26 protein-coding genes are annotated in these 23,695 nt (G+C 42.2%); 16 read left to right on the top strand and 10 right to left on the bottom strand.

Going from position 1 to position 23,695, the window contains the following annotated elements; genetic code table 11:
• Positions 1 to 5 precede the first annotated feature (5 nt).
• From QXL29_02545 to QXL29_02520, 6 genes are all read right to left on the bottom strand, one after another.
• Positions 6 to 1,685: a DUF4910 domain-containing protein gene (locus tag QXL29_02545; protein ID MEM2283472.1), complete on the bottom strand. Its 1,680-nt coding sequence runs from the start codon at positions 1,683 to 1,685 to the stop codon at positions 6 to 8.
• Positions 1,682 to 1,912, bottom strand: a complete 231-nt coding sequence (locus QXL29_02540) for a DUF2283 domain-containing protein (GenBank protein MEM2283471.1) — start codon at positions 1,910 to 1,912, stop codon at positions 1,682 to 1,684. Before QXL29_02540 ends, QXL29_02545 begins: the two co-directional genes overlap by 4 nt.
• Positions 1,913 to 2,011: 99 nt before the next feature.
• Positions 2,012 to 2,356 carry a hypothetical protein gene (locus QXL29_02535; GenBank protein ID MEM2283470.1) on the bottom strand — a complete coding sequence of 115 codons (345 nt, stop codon included), beginning with the start codon at positions 2,354 to 2,356 and terminating at the stop codon, positions 2,012 to 2,014.
• Positions 2,357 to 2,390: 34 nt separating this feature from the next.
• The gene (locus tag QXL29_02530) at positions 2,391 to 3,074 is read right to left on the bottom strand and encodes a transmembrane electron transporter (GenBank protein ID MEM2283469.1); all 684 of its coding nucleotides are present in this window, start codon (positions 3,072 to 3,074) and stop codon (positions 2,391 to 2,393) included.
• 344 nt (positions 3,075 to 3,418) lie between these two features.
• Positions 3,419 to 4,957: a glycogen/starch synthase gene (locus QXL29_02525; GenBank protein ID MEM2283468.1), complete on the bottom strand. Its 1,539-nt coding sequence runs from the start codon at positions 4,955 to 4,957 to the stop codon at positions 3,419 to 3,421.
• A gap of 49 nt (positions 4,958 to 5,006) precedes the next feature.
• Entirely contained in the window at positions 5,007 to 6,251 is a 1,245-nt protein-coding gene (locus tag QXL29_02520; GenBank protein MEM2283467.1) for an NDP-sugar synthase, read from the bottom strand.
• 280 nt (positions 6,252 to 6,531) lie between these two features.
• On the opposite strand from QXL29_02520, the gene QXL29_02515 reads away from it, so the two are divergent.
• Positions 6,532 to 7,962, top strand: a complete 1,431-nt coding sequence (locus QXL29_02515) for an ATP-binding protein (protein MEM2283466.1) — start codon at positions 6,532 to 6,534, stop codon at positions 7,960 to 7,962.
• On the opposite strand, the gene QXL29_02510 is transcribed toward QXL29_02515, so the two are convergent.
• From QXL29_02510 to QXL29_02500, 3 genes are all read right to left on the bottom strand, one after another.
• On the bottom strand, positions 7,959 to 8,531 hold the full coding sequence (locus QXL29_02510; GenBank protein ID MEM2283465.1) for a DUF429 domain-containing protein: 573 nt from the start codon (positions 8,529 to 8,531) through the stop codon (positions 7,959 to 7,961). The genes QXL29_02515 and QXL29_02510 overlap by 4 nt on opposite strands.
• 44 nt (positions 8,532 to 8,575) lie before the next feature.
• Positions 8,576 to 8,908: a helix-turn-helix transcriptional regulator gene (locus QXL29_02505; protein ID MEM2283464.1), complete on the bottom strand. Its 333-nt coding sequence runs from the start codon at positions 8,906 to 8,908 to the stop codon at positions 8,576 to 8,578.
• 71 nt (positions 8,909 to 8,979) lie between these two features.
• Positions 8,980 to 10,029, bottom strand: a complete 1,050-nt coding sequence (locus QXL29_02500; GenBank protein MEM2283463.1) for a hypothetical protein — start codon at positions 10,027 to 10,029, stop codon at positions 8,980 to 8,982.
• 79 nt (positions 10,030 to 10,108) lie between these two features.
• On the opposite strand from QXL29_02500, the gene QXL29_02495 reads away from it, so the two are divergent.
• Genes QXL29_02495 through QXL29_02485 form a run of 3 tightly spaced genes read left to right on the top strand, consistent with a single transcriptional unit; the run spans position 10,109 to position 13,070 of the window.
• Positions 10,109 to 10,837: an ATP-binding cassette domain-containing protein gene (locus QXL29_02495; GenBank protein MEM2283462.1), complete on the top strand. Its 729-nt coding sequence runs from the start codon at positions 10,109 to 10,111 to the stop codon at positions 10,835 to 10,837.
• Positions 10,838 to 10,846: 9 nt separating this feature from the next.
• Positions 10,847 to 12,055, top strand: coding sequence for a SufD family Fe-S cluster assembly protein (locus QXL29_02490; GenBank protein MEM2283461.1), 1,209 nt, complete (start codon positions 10,847 to 10,849; stop codon positions 12,053 to 12,055).
• Positions 12,056 to 12,098: 43 nt separating this feature from the next.
• Complete coding sequence (locus tag QXL29_02485) at positions 12,099 to 13,070, top strand: DHHA1 domain-containing protein (protein MEM2283460.1); 972 nt, start codon at positions 12,099 to 12,101, stop codon at positions 13,068 to 13,070.
• Here the strand turns inward: QXL29_02485 and QXL29_02480 are convergent.
• Positions 13,052 to 13,324, bottom strand: a complete 273-nt coding sequence (locus QXL29_02480) for a MoaD/ThiS family protein (GenBank protein MEM2283459.1) — start codon at positions 13,322 to 13,324, stop codon at positions 13,052 to 13,054. The genes QXL29_02485 and QXL29_02480 overlap by 19 nt on opposite strands.
• A 577-nt stretch (positions 13,325 to 13,901) precedes the next feature.
• On the opposite strand from QXL29_02480, the gene purB reads away from it, so the two are divergent.
• From purB to QXL29_02420, 12 genes are all read left to right on the top strand, one after another.
• A complete protein-coding gene (purB, locus tag QXL29_02475) occupies positions 13,902 to 15,266 on the top strand; it encodes an adenylosuccinate lyase (protein ID MEM2283458.1) in 1,365 nt (454 codons plus the stop codon).
• A 99-nt stretch (positions 15,267 to 15,365) separates the two neighbouring features.
• Positions 15,366 to 16,418: a saccharopine dehydrogenase C-terminal domain-containing protein gene (locus QXL29_02470; protein MEM2283457.1), complete on the top strand. Its 1,053-nt coding sequence runs from the start codon at positions 15,366 to 15,368 to the stop codon at positions 16,416 to 16,418.
• A 57-nt stretch (positions 16,419 to 16,475) separates the two neighbouring features.
• Positions 16,476 to 16,763, top strand: coding sequence for a monovalent cation/H+ antiporter complex subunit F (locus tag QXL29_02465; GenBank protein MEM2283456.1), 288 nt, complete (start codon positions 16,476 to 16,478; stop codon positions 16,761 to 16,763).
• 2 nt (positions 16,764 to 16,765) lie between these two features.
• Positions 16,766 to 17,149: a monovalent cation/H(+) antiporter subunit G gene (mnhG, locus tag QXL29_02460; GenBank protein ID MEM2283455.1), complete on the top strand. Its 384-nt coding sequence runs from the start codon at positions 16,766 to 16,768 to the stop codon at positions 17,147 to 17,149.
• Positions 17,149 to 17,412: a hydrogenase subunit MbhD domain-containing protein gene (locus QXL29_02455; GenBank protein MEM2283454.1), complete on the top strand. Its 264-nt coding sequence runs from the start codon at positions 17,149 to 17,151 to the stop codon at positions 17,410 to 17,412. Before mnhG ends, QXL29_02455 begins: the two co-directional genes overlap by 1 nt.
• On the top strand, positions 17,412 to 18,224 hold the full coding sequence (locus QXL29_02450; GenBank protein ID MEM2283453.1) for an MnhB domain-containing protein: 813 nt from the start codon (positions 17,412 to 17,414) through the stop codon (positions 18,222 to 18,224). The genes QXL29_02455 and QXL29_02450 overlap by 1 nt, the downstream gene beginning before the upstream one ends.
• Positions 18,205 to 18,645, top strand: coding sequence for a sodium:proton antiporter (locus tag QXL29_02445; protein ID MEM2283452.1), 441 nt, complete (start codon positions 18,205 to 18,207; stop codon positions 18,643 to 18,645). The genes QXL29_02450 and QXL29_02445 overlap by 20 nt, the downstream gene beginning before the upstream one ends.
• Positions 18,629 to 19,135, top strand: a complete 507-nt coding sequence (locus QXL29_02440; protein MEM2283451.1) for a Na+/H+ antiporter subunit E — start codon at positions 18,629 to 18,631, stop codon at positions 19,133 to 19,135. The genes QXL29_02445 and QXL29_02440 overlap by 17 nt, the downstream gene beginning before the upstream one ends.
• Positions 19,136 to 19,144: 9 nt before the next feature.
• On the top strand, positions 19,145 to 20,806 hold the full coding sequence (locus QXL29_02435; protein ID MEM2283450.1) for a proton-conducting transporter membrane subunit: 1,662 nt from the start codon (positions 19,145 to 19,147) through the stop codon (positions 20,804 to 20,806).
• 95 nt (positions 20,807 to 20,901) lie between these two features.
• On the top strand, positions 20,902 to 22,428 hold the full coding sequence (locus QXL29_02430) for a complex I subunit 5 family protein (protein MEM2283449.1): 1,527 nt from the start codon (positions 20,902 to 20,904) through the stop codon (positions 22,426 to 22,428).
• Positions 22,425 to 22,775: a hypothetical protein gene (locus QXL29_02425; protein ID MEM2283448.1), complete on the top strand. Its 351-nt coding sequence runs from the start codon at positions 22,425 to 22,427 to the stop codon at positions 22,773 to 22,775. The genes QXL29_02430 and QXL29_02425 overlap by 4 nt, the downstream gene beginning before the upstream one ends.
• On the top strand, positions 22,763 to 23,668 hold the full coding sequence (locus QXL29_02420) for an NADH-quinone oxidoreductase subunit H (protein MEM2283447.1): 906 nt from the start codon (positions 22,763 to 22,765) through the stop codon (positions 23,666 to 23,668). Before QXL29_02425 ends, QXL29_02420 begins: the two co-directional genes overlap by 13 nt.
• Positions 23,669 to 23,695: the final 27 nt, after the last annotated feature.

Genomic DNA, 23,695 nt, shown 5'->3' with positions numbered 1-23,695 from the left:
AATCACTAAAGAGAAGTGTTTCTCAGTAATTCTATAGACTTTAATATAGTGTTGAAGTCTCTCTCATCAATTCTAACTCCCAACTCAGCAACCAGAGACTTTCTCAAGTCGCTGGCGACGAGCCCACAAGAAGAGTAGAGATTCGCTATAATGTAGGCTGTCGTAGCCCACGACGCTTTACTAAGAAACTTCTTCACTTCTTCACGAACCTCAGGCTCTCTAATCTTTCTAAGCAGATATTGAGGAGATGGATAGCCAGCCAATTCCCTCGCAATCTCGCAGGCTCTTCTTTCTTCATAAAGATTCTGACGGACTCTATATAAGGGTGCTGGAAGACTAAAGTATTCTGTGCCCTTCACGTAGTTTACGTAGTGATACATTTCGGAATTACTGGGTTCAAAAGTTAGTGCTGCTCTGAGTGCTGCAATCACAATTCTTAAAGAGTTAGCAGGGCTGAACTTGTCGATTGAGTCTAAATTAGTGTGATAGAATTTGTCAGGCCAGTTAGTTAATGAGACTGCAGGTATCCCGAAAACTACGTAAGAATCGTGGTCGCTCCCAGCCTCATAAGGCTTCAAATCAAACCTCAGTAAAGGTCTTCCAGTACTTGAGGTAGTTAGCCCCCAGCCGATACTCAACCTCTTGAAGATTTTGAAAGCGTGTGCCTCAAACTCGCTTAAGAGCAGTACTGGCGAACGTATAAAATTTAGTGTAGAGTTTGTTAAAGTTTGTTTCTCGCCAATCATGTCCAGATTAAGCGTTCCTAAAATCTCAACATTCTCTTCAAGTAATCTACTGACTAAAGCTAGCGACCCGTAATGCTCAGGTACCCATACAAACCTGACTTTAATACCTCGTGAATAGCGTGGTGTTTTCTCAAAGTGCTTACTGAGTAACCTGGCTACATATAATGACGTCGCCGCACCACTCACATTATCGTTAACAGTTCCTTTAGGGTGGCAATAGTGTGCTGTTATGTGTATTTCTTTTTCACCATTACCGAATTCAGCTGTAACGACCTTCAATTCTCTCGGGTCACTATATATTGACTTAACAAAGCCTTCAACAACTACTTTCTCGCCCCTGTTGAGTAGCGTCTTTATCCTTTCCGCGCTCCTTCTAGGAATGCAGACTACTGGAGCTTTCATCTTGTGGGCTTCATCAGGTGTTGGGAAAAGCCCTACATATGGTATGCCTCTTGATGGCGCGTCTCTCCTATATATTAAGACAGCGCTAGCTCCTCTCTTAACAGCTTCGAAGTACATGTCCAGGCTTCTGTTACTAGTCAGTAACACTTCAACGTCGTCTGGTATTAAATTCTCGCTTTCCGCATAACTTACTTGGCCATAGAACTCGCCTGACGGCGAGTGAGCTGCGACAGACGTGAACGCTTTCTTAACAGATGAAAGCATCTTTTTTTCTGGGTGTGTTACGCGTACTTCACCGTCGATCAAGTCCCAACCAATTATGGGGCTTAACCATCTCGGCGGATTCGCGTAATTAAAAACTCTAACGCTTACGTCCTTACTCAGTTCTTCCAAAGAAGCTCTTATGAAATCTCCCGCCTCTATCAAATCGCGCGAGCCCTGTATCCTGTGGTAAGAAGATAATCTCGTAACTAACTCTACTAACTCGTAAGGTCTTGCGTCAGACTCGACATTCTTAAGTAGTGATGAAGCACTCATACCTCAAGACCTATTCTCTTCATGAAATCAAACACAGTCAGAGAAACTACTCTGCCCTCTTTAATCCTCACAACCACGTTGTTTTCCGTCAGTAAAGCCTCATCAGCTTCCTCAACATCGTAACCGAAGTTTATGTATAGAATGTCTGTCTGCCTATCATACTCAAACCACACTTGATCAATGTCTCTAATCACTAATTCCCTCCATTTAGTCCCCGGTTCACTCATACCGACACCAAACTCTAGTATTGCGAAACTATAAAAACAATACATGCAAAAATTTATGAAAGTTTTTGAGCGTTATCCTCTCAAACTGCTATGAAGTTATCATACCCTCTCAATACCTAGAGCCCTAGCTAAGTCGTAGATGATTGGTGGCTTCCAGTAGGTCCTGCTAGCTGACTTTACTATGCCTATAACCCACAAGATAAGTAATGCAACCCATATGAGGATGCCTATAAGCCAGCCGATGAACGGTATAAAAGCTAGTATACTTGTTACGATGCCGCTAACGACGATTACTATGAAGAAGGATATGTTTAGGTAAGCCCAGTACTTAGCGTATTTATATCCTGGTCTCAAAACTAGAGCTAATATAGCCCCTATTAAGGGTATTATCCAGGCTATTATCCCCCAAGTAACCTCATCTTGCCCGATGTCCGCTTCCGTCATTTAAAATCACCTAACTAAATAACGCTTCAGAGATTTAAATGTTAGTCGCTAGTATGTAGATCGATACTGCAATCATAGTGAGAGAGCCTATCACTTTAATTGCTTTCTGCTTACTCATTAATGCCTCGTTGACTCTCTTAGTTCTGGAAAAGCCTACGAAGAACAGCAATATTAGTATTAGAGGAGTCTCAAACACGGCTACGTATAGCAAAGATAACAATAACCAAGTTAAGAAGCCGTACTCAATCATTACAATATTGAACAATATATAGAGACCTGCACTACAGGGAAGCAACGTAAAAGACGCTATAACACCTAACGTCGCTGTCGGCAGTACTTCATCTCTTGAGACTTTATCGAGTTTCAGAGTGTTGATTATTCTACACGGCAGATTATCTTCTCTGCACACGAACAATTGAGTGTCAGTTTCTTTACTCTTGAGAGTATTAACTAGCATGACTAGACCGTATGATAGTGTAGCAAGACCTAACAACCATCTAGGTAATCCCCCGGCTAGGAACCTTAGCAAAGCGCCGAAAGCTAGGTATCCGAGAAACGTCGATATTATGAAGGTAGACCCTATCTTAACTACGTGTCTAATATTCATTAAAGAAGCAGAGATCAATATGGACACGAATAAAGCAAAGATGCATGGATCTACAGAGTCTATTAAAGCCCAGTAAACAAGCATGAAAATAAGGCTAGGAAGCTCTAACAAGATACTCCCTCTTACGTGAGTCCACAAAATTGCTCGTGTTAATCATTCTTACAGACACTATGATTACTGATGAAGCAAGTTTTTAAATTTTCCGTAAAATCAGTACCTAACTCAGTCTCTAGATGCGGTACAGTATTTCATGCATGAATCTAGACATAACTCAAGCTCTTCTTCCTCCTTCAGATCACAGAACTCGCTACAAAAATCTTCACACATCATTAGAGAAGAACTTAAACCGTCCATGTCTATCACATAAAATTATGTGAGTTAAGGGATTATATAAAGTTTGATTCATTATTTGAACACTAGTTCATTAGATTCTCTGACATTATGACAGAAGTGTTTTAAGTTATTGCTCTGAAGTAAGCCATCTTCCTACTTAGCTCGTAGCATCTAATCACTTGCTCGGCAGTGTGGTGTATTCTGAAGTTTTGCTCAACGCGCTTAATACAGTTCTCTCTAACTATATGTCCTAACGACAAGTTCTTGCTAGCTAGCTTTCTTAGATTATCGTATGTTAAGTACTCAAAGCCTTCGCCTAACTCACTAACTAGCGTTAAATACGATAAGTTCTGTATAGCTTCACTTAGTTCTAACTCATTTCCTGGCTGAACCTTAAACCCACAACCATCTTCCCGGGACCTCAAGTCTTCAACTATCTCGCTTAATCCACCTACATTACTCGCCACTACCGGGGTGCCGACAGCCATCGCCTCAATAGCTACTACCCCGAAAGGCTCGTAGATCGAGGGAACTACAAACGCGTTTGCCACGTAATGCAGCAACTTATATGTGCGCGGATCTACTCTCTCCGTAATTAAGACCGCCCTGCCATCTAAGTCTCGCACTAACTGACGTATGTATTCCTCGTACCCTAAATCCCCTACTGAGATACCGAGAATAACTAGTCTTAGTCTTTCCGGCACTTTCCTAAAACTTCTGAGGAGATACTCAAAGCCTTTCTGTGGAGTTAAGCGTCCGGTACTAAGTACTAATGCGTCACCTTCAGTTAACCGACCCGTACTGCTGTACCTACTGAGTAGGTCTCTGATTAAAACCCACCTCAACTTAGCCCTGTCAAGTTCCCCGTAACTACTTAAGGCGTAGTCAGTTACTTCCTTTAAGCTCCAGTCTGTCGAGTTATATATAAAACAAGTCTTTTCTCGAATCCAGTCACCGTACCTACTAAGTAATTCGTTGATCATGCTACGACTGACTGTAGCGACCGCATCAGCTTCTACAACGGCGAACGCTTCGAGGTCGCCGTCGACGGACTTCCACAAATCGTATGTGTTTTCGAGACGGTGACAGCAGACTCTCCAGATACGGTGCGCATCTGCCGGAACACCGCACCACTCAGACGATATATAATGCCATGAAAACCTGGGAGAGCCTGGCAAGTGTATCTGATGTAAGTGGGGAAGTGCTATACCTTTTTGCTCAGCATATATTTTGAGTGCGACGGCTGCTAACGCAGAATGCCAGTCATTGCTGTGAATAATGTCTGGAAAGCCTAGGTACTCAGCTAAACACATTAGAGCTCTACACAGTAGACAAGCTTTTTCTTCAACCCTACCATACACGTAAGGATCTTCTAGGATCGTAGAAGTTCTAGAGTCAACTCCCCTAACTAATATTAGCTTGACTCTATCGCTGATGTTTAAAGAACTAAACCCTATTTTGTAGGGGTAGTGCCAGCGGTCTTCCCCAACACGTGTCCCGCTACAGACAACACCTTCTAGCGGCTGACCCAAATCAACTCCGTGTGAAGGCATAACCACAGTTACTTCGTAGCCTAGGTTGCCTAAAGCTACTGAAATGTTTTTGACTGCCTCACCCAAACCGCCGACTTTTTTAATGCCTGCATACTCGAACGTAACTATCCATATCCTCCTTATCTGAGAGGGCGCGATTATCAGAGTAGACCCCTCCTCAATACTGCTGTACGTAATGTGGCTTAACGACGTAGTTTTCTATTGATGCGTTACTTGATACTTGCTCGTGCGGCCACACCTTCACATTAACTAACCTAACGTTATCTCCTACGACAGAATTGTCTCCTACGACACTATTTATTATGATGGTGTTATTGCCTATAAGTGCGTGCCTACCAATAATTGAGTCAACTATTCTGACTCTATCTCCTGTCCTGACTCTGTCCATGACTGCCGACCTAACTATCTCGCACCTATTCCCTACGACCACATAATTATCTATCGTTGAGTCTTCTATCAAGCACCTACTACCTATAGATACGTGTCTCCCTATCAACGCCTTGCCTATAAAGATGAGGTCGTTCTCAAGTATTCTCCTACGTATAGTTTCATGCAGGTTCATAGACATCTTAGACTTGCCCATACCTAAGACACCACCGTGGATTTCTTTAGCTTCAAGGTCTTCGGCCTTCATACTATGGAGTAGGTAGATCATGGCTTTTAGGTATCTTTCGGGGGTCCCCACATCAAACCAGTAACTAGTCGTTAAGTACCCGTAGACAGGAAAGCCTAACTCTATTAGCTTAGGTATCACGTCATTCCCAAAATCCATCTTGCCTTCTTCAAGCAGTCTCTTGCCTTCCCCCTCCTTAAAAAACTCAACTATTTCTGCGTCAATCACGTAAATTCCTGTATTAGCCAACTTGCTGGGAGCCTCTTCCGGCTTCGGCTTCTCAACAAATCTCTTTATTCTTAAGTCATCACCTAACTCAGCAACCCCGAACTCCCTGACGTCCTCGACTTCCTTAAGCACGATAGTCATGAATGCTTTCTTCCTCAAATGCTCTCTAAAAACTTCCTGAACATCTAAATCAAATATGTTGTCGCCCTGAATCACAACGACAGGTTCTTTTATCTCGTAATACTCCATAATTATCCTCACAGCGTCAGCATTGCCTAAAGTGTCATACCTCGGCATATAACGAATTCTCAAATCTTCTTTGAGACCGTATCTTTCTCTAAACCAGTATCCTTCCCTGAAATAATCGAATAAGTCTCTATAATTATAGTATCCTCTAACACCTAGGTAGACCTCCTTAATACCTGACCTAGCTAATCGAAGCAAAGCTAGCTCTAAGAGAGGCTTGTTAAGAAATCTCACCATACTTTTTGAAGTCTCTATAGTGAGTGGTCTCAGCCTAACAGCCTCGCCGCCAACAGGTACTACAGCTATCTTCAACACTTCTCATAACCCCAAGAATCATTCTATGACGCACTAATTAAATGAAGCAACTCTTAAAGCTCTTGCGTTAAGAGTCCCGACAACCGAATAAGCTCTGCTCCTCGAGATGACGAAAACCCACGTAAATAAGTAGACTTTAAGTAATAATACATATTAACAACGAGAGACAGAACAACAAAACTGAACTCGCGGGCAGTTCTGGAGAGAGCCTCAACCCCCTAGAGGCAGAAAGTCAGATATGTTTATATGTGTTGATTAAGTATCCTACATTGGGTTAGAGATGACGAGGAAGCTTAGAGACGCTAAGATGCTTTGGAGTAATCTTTACAGGGACGTTAAGAATCTCTTCGTATCTTACGTTCCCTACAAAGACTCATACATATCTTACAGACTCCTAGCAACTCTTAGTAAGCACTATAACTACCTAGAAAACCTTGACAACCTAGATTTTGCTTACTACCTGAAGATTAGGTCTAGGTTCTTAGTTAGAGAGAGTGACATTTCCTCCGCGTTAGTGCCGCTCTCACTCAACATATTCTCTAAGATAGTTTCTAAGAAGAAGTATTACGGGATATTAGGGTTAGTATTAAGCGGATTTAAGAAGGCTGAGTTACTCGCAGCTTCAGTTACTTTCACAGAGGGTAAAGAAATAGAGGGGTTGAGACCTGTTGTAATCTTGGTGTCTCCTGACGAGGAGGATGATAAGATCAGGAACAGAATCATGGAGATAGTGAATAGTTGTTGGGTAAGGCTCGTAGAAGATTTGAGAAAGCAAAGAATAGATGTAGCTCCTTACGAACTACTCCAGCCAATCTCAGTGATCAGCTTGAGACCTGTTGAGCACAACGAGCTTCGAGTGATCGTGAGTGACGGAAACGAATATAGAGACATAAGAATACCTATAAGGAAGCCCTCATGGAGTTTAAGTGACTTGCCTCACAAGTTAATAGAGGAAATCAGGATTATTTTAATTAACCCTATATTCAAGGGTCTTACTTTCTCAGCTAAGGGGGCCTTCGTTACTGGACCTCCAGGTGTTGGCAAGACTGTGTTAGCTGAAGCTCTGGCTTCGGCACTCAACCTCAACATAATAGAGTTAAGGCCCCAAAACTACAGGTCTATGTGGTACGGAGCTACTGAGAAGGCTCTTAACGCGATATTTCAGCAAATATTCAAGCAAAAGAATAAAGTTGCTCTAGTGATAGATGATGCAGAGTTCATATCTTCCAGGAAGTACACGATACATGAGGCGCATGTGAGCGAGATATCAACTATCCTCTACCACCTGCAAAAACCTGACAGACCATTCACTATACTTACTGCCAACAATCCAGACTTGATAGACCCAGCACTCTTGAGGCCTGGCAGGATAGACACTACCGTAGTTTTAGGATATCCCGACCGGGAAATGAGGAGGAAAGCTATTCTTAACAACGCTAGGAGATACTTAATAAGGTTTGCTGAAGAGTCTGTGATAGACAGGATTGTAGAACTAAGTAAGTGGTTTTCTCTTGCTGAGCTAGACGCGTTTTTAAGACTCGCTGCTAGCAAAGGCGATGGGATAGTGAGAAATGATGAGGTTGAATGGGCTAAAAAGAAATTTATGATTAGCACTGAAGAGAGGAGGTCTATTCAAGAATACTTAAGGTGGTGGGCTAGGAGATTCCAGGGAATCCTAATAACTTACTTGCCATCAGAAACAGAGATTTAGGTCCTTGAGACTGATTCTCTCCCCATCTTCCTCTTCTCTAACAAGTAGATAACTCCGTCATGAGAGCTCACCTTGCTTGTACAGCCAGCCACGTAGCAGTAAGCGACTGCAGAAGCTATTAGAGCGTCCACAATATGTTTGTTGAACACCTGCAGATTGACTAATTTCACACCTATAACGTCGAAAAGTTCTTTAAAGTCTTCTACGCCAGCATACTTTAAAACACTCCTGGGATGTGTCTCAATCACTGTGAAACCTAAGTTATTAAGCTTATTCATTAACTCATAACCTCTCAGAGTAAGTTGCTTCATCCATTTAAAGTTAGGTGGGAAGACCCTTAAACCAAGCTTTATCATCAACCTATCTACTTCTCTCATTATAGGCTCGCTAGCCAGTGGCGCGTCAATAGCTACAACTGAGGGTCTCAAACTAGAGACGAAACCAATTATTTCGTTGTTTGTGTTTAAGCACTTCACTTCTACGACCTCCCTACTACGTGAGTCAATCGCCGCAACGCCTGAACACCTATCTTGCTTAGCCGCTAAGTCGAGACCCACGCCATAACGCACTTTATCAACCCAAGATCATACCTTAACCAAAATTAATCCTGTTCTCATTGTTTCCGAGCATGATGCGTAATTTCTTTAAGACGCTTAATTGTCTGCTCCATGAAAGATAGAGCTTCTTCCAGTTCTTTAATGCCTTCTTCAGTAGGCTTATAAATTCTCTCACCAGACACTAGCTCTTCTTTAATTAAGCCACTCTTTTTGAGCCTGTATATTACTGAGTAGAGGGTTATAGTCGTAGGACTAAAACCGAAGAACTCTTTAATGAGTTTCCGCACGTGATACGCGTAAGTAGGCTTAATCATTAAGGACGCGATTACGTAAATCCATAAGTTCTCTATAGTTAGCTTTCTTTTAAGTCTGATTAAAGGCTTTGACAACTCTTTAAACACCTCAGCATTATTAGTTACCTAAACTTATAAGAACAGCTAAAAATAAGTCTTAACTAGTGCTAAACTAGGATTTCTATTCCCCAATATTTGCTCAAGTTTTTCTTTAGAGTCTCTTTAACTCTTTTCTTAATGCCTGCAGGACTTACTTTAACGTCGTTAGGGTGCTTACTACATGTCAAGACACCGTTCACGTAATTAAGTAGCCCAGACACTAGCCCTTCTCCATATCCTCCTTCGACTACTGACGTCAAACCCACTACTTCATTTCTAGCTAATAACTCACCAAGATACGCGCCTAAGTTTCTATAAGTAATCTTAGTTGCCGCCAGCGAGGTTAGGGGATCGTTTATGTGTGCGTCAAAACCTGCTGAAACGACTATAGCGTCTGGCTTGAAAGCACTTACCACTTTCCTCACAACTTCCTCAAGAATCCACATGTAGGTCTCGTCCCCTGCTCCTGAAGACACGGGTATGTTAATCATTTTGCCTTCTCCAGCACCACTCCCAACTTCTGATACGTCTCCTGTTCCCGGATAAATGCCTTCTTGATGTATGTCTACGTGAACTACACGTCCGTCTTCCCAGAAGATATCTTGAGTGCCGTTGCCGTGGTGTGCGTCGAAATCAATTATCAACACTTTCTTTACTTCTTTCAGGAAAGCTACTGAAGCTATGGCTGCGTAATTAAAGATGCAGAAACCAAGTGTTGGGGCTCCTAAAGCCTTGCCAGTCCTGCCTGCATGATGTCCCCCAGGTCTGGGAACAACTAATACAGGCTCTCTCTTCTCTAGAGATTCGAGTGTTGCATAATAGGTAGTAGTAATGTATGATGCTGATATCGTGTATGTGTGTTCGTTCACGTAAGTGTCCGGGTCTATGTAGTGAAAGCCCTTAGACGATTCTCTTTTAATGTATTCTACATACTCGGCGTCGTGGATTAAGAGTAAAATCTCGTCCTCAGGCTCTCGAACACCTACAAAACTTAATTGAGTAGAGAATTCAGACTTAATTAATGCCTCAATAATCTTGAGAGCTCTAGAAGGGTTTTCAGGATGTCTAGATTGAGGATCTGTATGTAGTCTATGTCTTAAGTCATAAACTACTAACACCTGTCACACCATGGAAGCATTTCTTACGGAAAATTAAAACTAATTACTGCTCATAATATTACTCTATTAGGTGATGAAGATGCTTGAGATTAGGGGAGTCGATGTAGCAGTTAGCGGGAAAAGAATACTCTCAAATATAAACATGAATATTAAGTTTAAAGAACTACACGCAGTGGTAGGACCTAATGGCTCTGGTAAGACGTCTCTTCTCAACGCGATAATGGGTCTTAAGCCCTATGAGGTGACCAGAGGTAGCATCGTTTTTGAAGGCTCTGATATCACTCTGGAGCCCCCTCACGTTAAGGCTAGGAGGGGGATAATGGTAGCTTATCAGCTACCTCCAGTAATTAAGGGTTTGATGACTGGGAGGTTCGTAGAGGAACTTATGAAGAGATTTAATGTGGAAAGCAGTTATGCGGAGGTTCTTTCCGAGGTTTTAGAAGTCAAGGACCTTTTTAACAGATACTTATTTGACAAGATGAGTGGTGGGGAGAAGAAGAGGCTTGAGACTTTCCTGACATTACTTACTAAACCCAGGGTAGCTTTACTTGACGAGCCTGATAGCGGTGTAGACATAGAGTCTCTCAACAGGATGTCTGAAGCGCTGAAGGTGTCTCTGAGTAGGGGTATCTCAATAGTGTTAGTTACTCACTCCCTACACATGCTTAAGCTTTTACAAGAACATATTACTGCTGTTCACGTACTTTATGGAGGGACAGTCATGTATTCTGGACTTTATGACGAGATAATACCCTACATAGAGAAATATGGTTTCTCAGGAGCTCTAACCCAGTTTGCTAGGATGTGAGGTGGTTAAATGGATCGTGAGACACTTTTAAAAGCTCTTAACAAGCCCTCACCTTACGGTCCCGACGTCGATTTAGACAGGTTTAACGTAGGACCGACAGGAAGAGAACACCTTGGAGAAGAAGAGATTGATAAGATTTCGAGCAGGTTAGGTTTTGGCGGTGGTCTCTTAAGAAAAGCCGACTACCTCCAAGTTAATGAGTCCGTACTTTCGAGGTCTATGCGTGAGAAGCTAGCTGAACGTGGTGCGGTAGTCTTACCAACTAGTGAAGCTTTGAAGAAGCTTAACTGGGCCAGAGAGTACTCGTGGAAGCTAGTGAGTCCTGACACAGACAAGTATACCGCGGCTACAAGTCTTTACGGCAATGAGCTAGGGTTTTTCATCTACGTGCCGCCAAACACAAAAATTAAAGACCCTATTTATACGTGCTTATTCATAACGAAGAAAGGATTTGCTCAGTTACTCCATAATATAGTGATAGTCGATGATGGGGCTGAACTAAACTTAATTACTGGTTGTGGAGTTCCTGACCAACCCGTGGGCTCCTTACATGTTGGTATTTCAGAGTACTACGTTGGTAAGAGAGGTAAACTAACCTATACTATGATACACGCTTGGGCCCCAGACATGGTTGTAAGGCCTCGAACTGCTGTTAGGGTGGGGGAGGGTGGAGAGTACGTAAGTTATTACGTCATTTACTCGCCTGTGGAGTCTTTACAGACCTACCCGAAGGTTTATTTGAGTGAGGGTGGTAGAGCTACGCTAAATTCTATAGTTGTTAGTGAAGGTAGTGGAGTTTACGACGTGGGCTCAGCTATAGTGCTAGAGGGTAGAGACTCGGCTGGTGAGATCCTCTCAAGGAATTTAGGTAGGGGATCCTCATTCATTTACGCTAGGTCGAGGATAGAGGGTCGTGCCGGCCCCTCTAGAGGTCACATAGAGTGTTTAGGGCTAATAGAGAACAGCAGTGCTACTATAGAATCACTACCTGAAATAAGTTCTTCAAACCCTGAAGCTATCTTAACTCATGAAGCAGCCATAGGTAAGATAAGTGAAGACTTAATTAATTATCTTTTAAGTAAGGGCTTCTCTGAAGAAGAGGCTCGCACAGCAATAATAAAAGGCTTCCTCAATATCGAGGAGCCTAAATTACCTCAACAAGTAAGAGAGGTGATTAAGAGAACTATCGAATATATAGCCTCTAAAGCTACTGGTTAATAGCGGCTAGCGAGAGCGAACTTATAACCTACAAAAACATATTTTGAGGTATCGTAAAGTGCGGAGAGTACTCATAACACACACGGACCTAGATGGGGTAGCTTCAGGAGCCTTAATTATGAAGAAGTACGGTCACTTAGATAAGATATACTTTACTCAGCCACACAACCTTCACGCGAGACTAGCTGGGATACCAAACGGTAGCATAGTTCATATAACGGACATAGGCGTTAACAAAACTTCTCTAGATAGAATTAAGGAAAACATCAAGAGGATCCTGAACTCAGGTGGCGAGATATACTGGTTTGATCATCATGTTTGGGAAGAATCGTGGATCAAGGAACTTACTGAGTTAGGAGTAACTCTCTACGTGGATAGAACAACCTGCAGTGCCGGAGTAGTTAGTAAGTATCTTGAAGTCGAGAACTCTGAAGAATTAGTTAAAGCGACCTGCTCTGTTGATTTGTGGTTAATGAACGACTGGAGAGGAAACTTTCTCTCGAGGTATGTAGGCTATGCCGGAGGGGCTTCCTGGAAAGAAAAAGCTCTTAAGAAGCTAGTTAGTTTCGACGGCTCTATAGACTCAGAAGTGAGTGAAGTAGTTGAAAGAGCTGTTACTGAAGAGTTAAAGATTTATGACAAAGCCTTAAAGAAAGCTAAGATAAGAGAGTGCGGTGATCTTAAGATAGTCTACTATTTTAAAGATCAAGAAGAACACTTAACCTCGTATATTGCGAACATACTAATGTCTAGGTATGGAGCTGACGTAGCAGTAATATGTCGCAGAGGCTCTGTTAGTTTAAGGTCTAAATCTATTGATGTGAGGAAAGTGGCTCTCTCGATGGGCGGGGGAGGTCATCCAAGAGCTGCTGGAGCTGGTCTTAAGCCAGACCTAATAAGAAGAGTTATGTACTTCCTAGGTTTTAAGAAACTTTATACTGAGTGGTGTGTCAATAAAGTATTTCAACACTTGTTACTTACTCAGACCTGCTTAAATCAACCTCCACCACTTTGAGGAAATACTGCTATAGTATCGCCGTCTCTAACTACTGCTTGAAGACCTCCTAGGAACTCAACATGTCTTCCATTAACTAGAACTATAAAACCTCTTTTGAGACTATCTCGCTCTACTATCAGAGACTTTAAGTCTGGAACAGCTTCCAGAGCATCTTTTAAGGTCGTCTCTGGAGAGCTAATAATTAATTCTTTTCTAGACCAGCCAAGCTTCTCTTTAAGAGTAGTAAATACTTCTATCGTAACTCTAAACATTTTGCCACCACACCTAAGTATTACTTCTAAACTATCTTTAAAATCCTATAAATTTAGGACTTAATGCATAGCGCGTGAGTCTTTGGTGAGGTGCAAGACACGTGAGCCGCTCTTCGCCGAAGTCTGAAAACACAGCAACCTTCTAGGACCTCTTGTAGTTGTTTCGGGTTTCGTATCTGTTCATGTTGGTTGATGTAGGTGGGGACGCTTGTAAGTGTTTCTAGTGCTTCATGCGTGGGAGTAATTTGATGAGGGTTTGAGAGCCCTGTAAAGCGAGCTCTTCCCAAGCTACTCAAGATGCGGGGGTGTCTGAGGTCGCCCTGAATCCTCCCGAGCTCGATAAAAGCCCAAACAGGATGAAGGGAGAAAGAAATAAGACGATGGAGTTAACACAGGAGCTGGGCTTCGTAGACAGAAGACGGAGAAAACCTAACCTCCTTCCAGCTCTATAGAGGCGAAGCTTTCAGTTGTAGTTGGAGCGAACTTACACACGTAAACCAAACAACTGTGGCACTTGAAGTGAATATGAGTGACTACTAACTTACTAATACTTTACTTAGGTATACTATTATTGTTGGTGAATAATTTGAGTTTGTGTCCTCTCGAGTTCAGGTATGGTTCTGAAGAAATGAGGAAGATCTTCAGGAAAGAAAATATTCTGATGAGAATGATTGATGTTGAGATAATTTTGGTTAAGAGTTTAGAAGAATGTGGTCTTATCCCGAAAGGATATTCTGTGAATCTAGAGTCTTGTGCTCATTCAATCAAGCTTGATGAGGTAGACTCTTATGAGAAGTCGTTAGGTCACGAGGTCATGGCTCTGGTTGCAGCCATTGCTGACGCGTGCGGGGAGAGCGCTAGGTTTGTCCACTATGGGGCTACGAGTAATGACTTGATAGACACTGTGTGGGCTCTCTTAATTAGAGACGCGTTGCGGCTAATCAAATCTAAGCTAGTTAAGTTGATTGAGTTGCTCATAAAGCTTTCAGAGAGATATAGTGATACCTTAATGGTTGGCAGGACTCACGCCCAGCACGCCCTACCGATAACTCTAGGATTTAAATTTGCTAACTACTTATACGAGTTTACGCGAAGTCTTGAGCGGTTAATAAAGGCCGAACCTCAAGTCGTTCGTGGGAAGATGGCAGGCGCTGTAGGCACTATGGCGGGTTGGGGGAGTAAGGGACTTTGTGTAGAGTCTACATCTATGAGAGAACTCAACCTCCAGCCACACATCATAACCACGCAGGTTTCCCCCAGAGACGGTGTTGCTGAGTTAATTAGTGCCTTAGCAATCCTAGCCTCACAAGCTGAAAGGTTAGGCATAGAAGTGAGAGAGCTTATGAGACCCGAGATCATGGAATTAGCAGAGGGTGTTGAGGGCAGGGTAGGCAGTAGTACGATGCCTCATAAGGAAAACCCTGTTCTCAGCGAGAAGTTAGCAGGTCTTGCCAGGTTGATGAGGGCTTTAACCATAACTGCGTTAGAAGATATTCCTCTTTGGCATGAGAGAGACTTAAGCAATAGTAGTGCTGAGAGATTCTTGATTCCTCACTCTTTCTTAATAATAGACGAAATCTTAAACACCTTAATCAAGGTTGTTGAGAATCTCAGGGTCTATCCTGAGAAGATGATTAAGAATCTAGAGTTGAGTCGTGGCACGAACGTTAGTGAAGCTTTAGTACTCAGATTAACTGATAAGGGCATGCTAAGGCATGAAGCGTATAAACTTGTTAGAGAGTTAGTGGGTAAAGCAGTTAGCGAGAATAAAGACTTCCCAATCATAGCGTCAGAAGACTCAAGGGTGCTTAAGTATCTCAGCAAAGAAGAGATTAAAGAAGTACTAGATCATAAGAGATATCTCGGAATGCATAAAGAGCTGATTAAGCGAGCCGTAGAGTACGCTAATAACGTTTTAAAACAATACTCACTACAGAGCTAGAAGAAAACTAAAAGTTTGGGAATATGTCTCTGATCAGCTTAAAGATAGTAAAGTGCTCAATTTTTATTTTCATTGACTAAAAATTATGGAGGTCTCATTATGAGGGTTCTAGTACTGGGTTCTGGTAGTGTCGGAACTTTAGTAGCACATGACTTAAGCAAGGATTTTGAGGTTTTGGTTGTAGATAGGGATGAGTCAAAATTAAAGAGAGTTGAGGAATTTGCTAGTGTGCTTAAGCTAGACCTCTCAAGAACTGAGGTTCTCGACGACATATTCAGGGGTTTTGACGTCGTAGTAAACGCGTTGCCTGGTTTTCTCGGCTTTAAAATACTTAAGAAGGCTTTAGTCGTAGGGCGTGACCTCGTTGACGTGTCTTTTATGCCTGAAGACCCCCTACCCCTGAATAACGAAGCTAGGCAACGAGAAGTAAGAGTTGTTGTAGACGCCGGATTTGCACCAGGTCTTAGCAATGTATTATTAGGACACATATACAGTAAGCTAGGCGTGTTAGATTTGGGTGTCATAAACGTGGGTGGTTTGCCTAAGGAGCCTAGACCTCCCCTATACCATCAAGTACTTTTCTCTCCTCAAGACCTGATAGATGAGTATTTGCGTCCAGCCAGGTGCATAATAGACGGTAAACTTACGTTGAAAGACCCTCTAGAGGTTATTGAGGAAGTACGTATAAAGAATTTCACGTTTGAGAGATTCCCTACTGACGGTTTGAGAACTTTATTGAGTACTATAAGAGCTAAGAACTTGATTGAGTACACGCTTAGGTGGCCTGGCCACTTAACTAGAATGAAGTTCCTGAAGGAGCTAGGGTTCTTCAGAAGCGAGTTCATAGAATCTACAATGAAGCTAGTAATACCTGCTATGACTTACGACTCACCAGACTTTTCAGTTATGGATGTTTACGGCAAGAGCGGTGAGAAAGAAATGAGGTTTTTCATGTATGATGAGTATAGAGAAGGCTTTAGTTCTATGTCTCGCGTGACAGGTTATATGACGGCATTAATCACGCGCCTAGTACTGAAGAATTACGTAGAACCTGGAGTGAATCCTCCTGAATATTTAGGTATGAGTGACTACACATTTAACTTTATAGTGAATGAGATCATTAAAAGGAACATAGTTTTGGAAGCTTATTAATTTCTTTAAATCAATGCTTAAAAAGGTATCCCAGTTCTTAAATATGGGCTGGACCTCATGCCTGATTTAGAATGGTGGGTGATTACCTATCTCACCGCTCTCATGATTCCTTACTTCACAGCGTTTCTTCTATATATGGTCAGAATAATTAAGGGGCCTACACTACCTGATAGAGTCTTAGCCGTTGACGCGTTAGGCTACGATTTAGCGGCTTTCATGACTGTCTTAACGATCATTTTAAGATCTCCTTTACTCATAGTTTGCGGAGTTGTTTTGATTTTATGGATATTTTCTTTAGATATTTACGTAGCTAAGTATCTTGAAGCTAGAGAGTTAGGTGATTAGCAATGACTACGCTAATTGAGTGGTTCTTAGTCATAGCTGGTCAGGCTTTGATAACTGTAGGAGTCTTCTGCGACTTAGTTGCTTCAATAGCTATGATAAGATTCCCCAACTTCTACACAAGATTACACGCAGCTACTGTAGGTAGTATAGGAGGTGCCTTCCTACCCATAATAGGCGTTGCTTTAGTGGCTGCAGGAGCTGATTTCTTAGGACCTTATAGGTGGTTCTTGTGCGGTGCCTCACTAGTTGTTGCTTTTATTGAGTTGCTACTTGCTGGTGCAGGCAGTCACGCGTTAGCTAGAGCTACACATAGGGCTAAAGCTGCACCCGTGAAACCCGTCATCGTGGATCAACTAGAGGAGGATAGGAGTAAGGGTGAGGTGTGATGGATTACATCGACTTAATCTTCCTGATTATGGGTATCTCAGCTCTTTCTTCGGTCTTGTTTACTTTCCTCACTATTAGAACTAAAGACTTAATGTACGCCGTGGTTTTCTCATCTGTTCAGAGTGTGGCTTACGCACTAATTTACTTCTTGTTACTAGCTCCCGACATAGTCTTAGTATATGTGGCAGTAGCTGTAGGTATCTACCCCTTAGTAGTGATACTTCTCGTTAAGAAGGTAGGTAGGTATGAGGTGATGACATGATGCTGAGAGATCTTATCTTCGTGTCTCTACTCGTCGTGATCATACTGGCTCTCACATACCTTACTTACTCTGGCGGGTTAGGAGACCTACCGCCTCAAGACATTAGATTTATAGCGAAGAATTACTTGAATCTGACCTACAACCAGGAAATTTCCTGGTTGTGGGCTGCGTCACCCGAGGCAGTTACGGCGATAGTCTGGGACTATAGAGGTCTTGACACTCTATTTGAGACCGTGGTCTTTTACGGCGCGATACTTGCAGCCCTAACTCTATTCCGGAGTATCTCTAAAGTGCCTGAGCTTGTTAGTAGTGCTGGGTTAAGCCTAGTTGTCAAGAGAATTACCGCTATAGTTACTTTAGCAATACTGACTGTAGCCGCTTCAACAGCTCTTCACGGGCACTTAACACCGGGTGGGGGTTTCCAAGGTGGGGCGATAGCTTCAGTAGCTCCCTTGCTCCTACTAGTAGTTTTTGGTAAGCAGTTCTTCATTGACAGGAAAATAACTTACAATAAGCTACTCTCTATACGGAACATCTCCCTAGCTCTACTGGGCTTTACTTCTGTAGCTCTCTTAGTCTTGGGTTTCTTAATTGGCGTAGAAAGCTACATCTTCCAAAACCAAGCTAAGACTATATCAACTCTCTCCTACCCGACACACTTGCTAGACGTTCCTTTAGGAGGCTCACTCTTCTTCTTCAATCTTTTTGAGTTCTTAGCTGTTGCTGGCGGGTTTACTCTAGTCTTCACGATATTACTGAGTAAAGACGAAACACTGCGCAGAGAGCTTGAGGGTGAAGAACTTGGATATTGAGTTGATTAAGTTTATGTTCATGCTTACAGTAATATCTCTTTACTTCAACGTAGCTATATCACTTTATGGCGTAGTAGCTAAAGCAAACTTAGTGAAGAAACTTATAGCATTAACAATATTTCAGGACACGGTAAACATGTTTACGATTTTAGTTGGTTATAAGCTTTGGAGGCCGGGTCTCTTACTGCAGCCACCTGTCTTAACAGACTTAAGCCCTACTCCAGAAACTCTCAGAGAATTCGTAGAAAGATCTGTTGACCCACTACCACAAGCCTTCGTTCTAACAGCGATAGTCATAGGTCTAGCAGTGACTCTTTTTTTAACCACTATAGTAGTTCATGTAAGCTACCACTTCAAGACTGTGAACGTGGACGAGATAGGCAGGAGTAAGAGGGTGTACATACATGAGGAGGCTGTATAAGTCTATAGTTCCAGTACTGCTTTCGTTCATTATCTACGTAGTATATACAGGAACTTTAAGACTCTATGACATCCTCACAGGTTTTTTAGTAGCTCTCATTATAGGAGTACTTACTTCAAACTTACTCATAGAAGACTGGAGAAAGAGTTTGAGTTTAAGAAGGTTTGTTAACTTAGTCAGGTTCGCTTTTAGATATTTCTTCATAGATGAGGTCAAAGCTCACTTACTCTTGATTAAGTTAAGCCTAAGTCCTAAACTAGACTTAAGGCCTGCTATAGTTAAGATGCCTATAAAGACTAGAAACGACTACGGAATAACTCTAGTTTCTCTATCTATAACTAACACTCCAGGCACTGTAGTTGTTGACCTTAATAAAGAGAAAGGGAATATCTATGTTCACTGGATATACGCAAAGACAACGAAGCCTGAAGAGTCTTATAAAGAAGTAAGTGAGGTTTTTGATACGTACGCTTTAAAAGTTTTTGATTAGGTGAGCTGAATGAACGAACCATCAGTCGGTTTAGTCACTGTGGCGCCCGTCTTAGTTGCTTTCGTGTTGCCAGTTCTGACACTTAAGTTCAGGTCTCGTATTCTTTACGCTACCATAACTACTGCAACTACATTTTTTGTAGCGGTTCTAACCTTGGTTAACTTAGTAGAAGTAGTTAGAGGCAATGTCTTGACATACTCTTTTGGTGGGTGGCCACCACCCCTAGGCATCGTTTATGTAGTTGATTTTCTTAATGGCGTCTTGGGCTTCCTAGCAGCTACTTTATTTTTCTTCTCGTCACTCTACATGTATTGGTATTTTAGTAAGATTGAGTCTGGGTATGAGTGGCTCTCAACATTAATTCTCATACTGCTAGCCGGCGTTCTCGGCTGTCTCTATACAGGCGACCTCTTCAACTTCTTCGTAATGCTTGAGGTACTCAGCATCTCTTCTTACGCGTTAGTAGCATTCTTTAGGAGGAGGAAGTGGGCTGTTGAAGCTTCTATGGCCTACAGCTTTATAGGAGCTTTAGCTACTATGTTATTCTTTTTCGGTGTTATTTTTATCTACGCGTCTTTCGGGACAGTAAATATTGCAGACTTAGTAGTTAAGACTCACCAAGAACCTCAGTTACTCTCTGAGTACTTAGAGAGATGGTCTGGTAAGTGTGTTGGTGAGTGGTGTTACGGTAACGTATTCATAAGTTCTGCTTTAGCAGTAGCTCTGATGTTGTGGGCACTGAATTTTGAGGCTGGCTTATTCCCCAACAACTACTGGATGCCTAGCGCTTACGCAGAGTCACCAACTCCTGCCTCAGCCTTATTTGCTGGGATAGTCGATAAAGTCGGTACTTACGGCGTTATTAGGCTTTTCATAACGTTGTTTACGGCCTACGGCGCAGTACTAGCATTCCCTCTATGGGGTATTGCTTTCAGAGATTTCATCCTCATGATACTGAGTTTTCTCGGCTTAATTACAGGCTACTTAGGAGCTCTACTTATGTTTCCGCAGAAGAACGTGAAGAGATTGCTTGCTTACTCAACAATAAGTCATATCGGGATAATATTTACTTCTTTTGGCGCGTTAGTTTCTAGAATGCCCTTGAGCGCTTCAGCAGAAGCGTTAGGTGGTATCTTACTTCACATGATAACTCACGCTATTGGCGAATTCGCGCTATTTATAGGCTTAGGAACACTTTCGATAGTAGCAGGCTCCACAAGCCTGGCTGAAATGCAGGGCTTAGGTAGTAGGTACCCGCTACTCACTGCCTCCATAATATTAGGTTTTCTAAGCTTACTAGGCGTCATACCGCTAGCAGGATTCTTCAGTAAGTTCATGATTTTCACAGCATTAATGAACTCTGGCTTACCCTTACATGCCCTATCCATAGTACTAATCTCTGGAATCTCAGCTCTCGGTTACTTTAAAGTCATTTATACGTTAGTCGTGGGCAGGAGCTCTGAAGAGAGGGTGCAGCGGGACCGCTTAATTATCCCGACCCTAATACTCTTAGTCTTAGCGGCTACGTTAGTTATTTTAGGAGTTATGATTTTGCAGGGAGCTATAATCAGCGAGTTAATAAGTCACGCGGAAAGCCTATTAAGTATTGATGGCTTAAGTAAATATATTAACTCAGTAAGTGAGTTGAGTAAAGCTCTTGGGGGTGGTTAAATGAGTTTAAATAATTTGGGTAAGTCTTTATATAGGAGAGCAAATGTTTATGCATTTTTAAATAGTGAAACAAAAACATTAGTGAGGTAGTAAAAATGATAGATAAGTGGATGTATCCTTACATCATCGCTTCTATCTCATTCTTACTCTACGTCGTAGGTAACGCGGTTAAGGCTAAGTACTCGCGAACATCACTAATCATAAGGTATAGCTCTCCCATAGTAATGTTGCTTTACTCTATAGTAGTCATTAGTCAGCCGTTCGGTCTAGTTAAAGGCTTGTTTGCTTTATTAGCTTCGATAGTAGCTTTATTCATCACCCCGTACACGATACACTATGAAAACCACAAGTATCCTGGAAGAAACTTGACGCTACTGATAGACTTATTCGTTTTAAGTGTTTACCTAGTATTCATATCAGAGAATTTAACGAGCTTCGTGATGTTCTGGCTTTTCGCTGAGATAGTTGGTTTCTTCACGATAGTTTTTGAGGTGGAGAGGAGGACTTTAGTAGCCGGGCTTAGGTATTTGCTCATTTCTATGGTTCCAGCAGACGTAGCTCTCCTCACTATACTCGGGCTTACGGCTTTGAAGCTAGGATTCGCAGGAGCTTTTCAGCTACCTATCAGCGAGCTAAGCACGCATCTATTAGGCGTTAACCCACTACTACACTTAATAATAGCGGTAGGACTGCTCGCAAAAGCTGCTGTAGCGCCATTCCACTTCTGGTTGCCTGACGCGCACTCACTAGCGCCGGCTCCGGCCTCAGCAATTTTGTCTGGGGTGATGGTTAAGATGGGTATTTACGGATTCTACTTAATAGTGCCCGCTATTGAGTCTATGTACGTGTACTACGCGCTACTGGTTTTTGCGTCACTGACTGTCATCTACGGTGGTCTGCAAGCTCTCATACAAGCAGATATAAAGAGAATCTTGGCTTACAGCACAATCGAGAATACTAGCTTAATAACGATAGCGCTAGCTTCCTACGGAGCTTTCAAGATAGAACTACTCCTAATCGCAGCACTAATTTACTCAGTAGCTCACGGAATTTTCAAAGCTACGTTGTTCATGAATTCAGGCACTGTCGAGATATTAACACACACTAGAGACATAAACAAACTAGGATATTTAGCCAAGATAGTTATTAAGCCTACTATAACAGCTCTTCTTTCTGTTCTTTCTTTAATAGGTACGCCCCCAACACTAGGATTTTTAGGTAAGATACTACTCCTCGCAGGGCTAGTATCAATATATCAGGTATCAGTAACTATGGCTGTACTACTCTTAGTAGTAGCGGCTTTAGGTGCTGCACTAGCAGTTGCTTACGGCTTGAGATACGTAACTGTCTACTGGGGAGCGACCTCTTTCAGTAAACCTAAAGAACTTAAACTGAATACCGGTACTGAATCTTCAGAATTAGGGCTCTCAATACTTAACATCGCACTAACACTGCCTGTTTACTTTGTTGTAGTAGTCGCTGGCTTAGCTTCACTAGACTTACTCTACGTAGTCCCGTTGGGTTTAGCTACGGCGATGATGTCAGTACTTGTGTATTACACCTACTTCTACGTAAGAAGGGGTGCTAGAGAGGAATCTTGGTTAGGGGGTGCACTGCCTTGAGTTCTGAGTCTGCGTCAGTCATAGGTAGATTCAGCGATATACTACGTAAATACCTGAGGAGACTAGTCCCTTCAGCAGTTAAGATGAGTTTCTATTACGACGTAGGTCAGAATTTCGAAAGAGGGGAAAAATCATTCACACATCTTTTACTCGATTCTGCTAGCTACGTATACAAGGTATTCAGCGTTAGTGAAGGCTTGCTTTACAAACATTATAAGATGTTCGCTAAGGATCTGATAGACTTAACTTCAGCGATTGAAGACGCCCTATCCTTCACTTCACTATACATGAACTTATTAGTAGTTTTCGCAATGCTACTTATGGTGTTCCTAGCATGGAAGCCCTAACAATCTCATTTTCTCTTTTATTTACGTTCGTACTTTCTCTCCTACCCCCGCTACTAGACGGTATCGAGAGGAAAGTCCGCGCTAAAATACAGAGTAGGTTTGGACCACCAACTTTCCTCCAGACCTGGTACGACCTGTTTAAGTTGGGTGTTAAAGAGCTTAAGATACCTCTCAGCGGAGAGTCTGCAGTATTCTTAGTCATGCTCTCCCTGTTAGTAGCTTTAATGTCTCTCTATGCCGTAGTTTACGTAGTCCTGACGCTAACTAACATAGACCTTATAGTTCTAGCCATGTTCTTAGTTCTTGTGGTTACCTCGCATAGCTTAGGTTTGGTAGCTTCAGCCACGACTTCTAATCCTTTCGCTTTAATAGGTGGCTACAGAAGCATACTTCTGGCAGTACTTAACGAGCTTGGATTAATTGTAGGCAGTTTCTTATCTATTTTTTTAGGTCTTAAGCTAGCAACTCATTACTCGGTCTCAACACTAGCTACATACTTGTTGAGCTTAGCAATCTTGTTCGTAGCCACATACGTTAGTAGTGGTCGTTTACCATTTGATATTCACGAAGCAGAGCCTGAACTAGCTTCAGGAATACTCATCGAATTTAGTGGTAAGGTACTTGGCTTCTACATATACTCACATCTATTGATAAGGTATGTGTTGTCTCTTCTAGTAGCTGTGGCCTTGATATCTCCACTCACGCTTTTCTTCCCTTCACTCTTAGTAGCTTTTCTAATATCTCTGTTACTCTCGACACTTCTCTACATAGCCTACGGAGTAGTAGCTACTCTTCTAGGGAGGACGCGCGTGGATATAGGTGTGAGGACGCTATTCATATACTACTTGATTGTTTTAACTGTTTTGGTGATTTTTACATGGATTGGTATTTAAGTGTAAATAACATAGTAATAAGAGGAT

Origin of the sequence: Zestosphaera sp. (assembly GCA_038843015.1) — an archaeon.
In the GTDB taxonomy this organism is placed as follows: Archaea; Thermoproteota; Thermoprotei_A; order Sulfolobales; family NBVN01; genus Zestomicrobium.
This window is presented reverse-complemented; position numbering and strand designations above follow the sequence as displayed.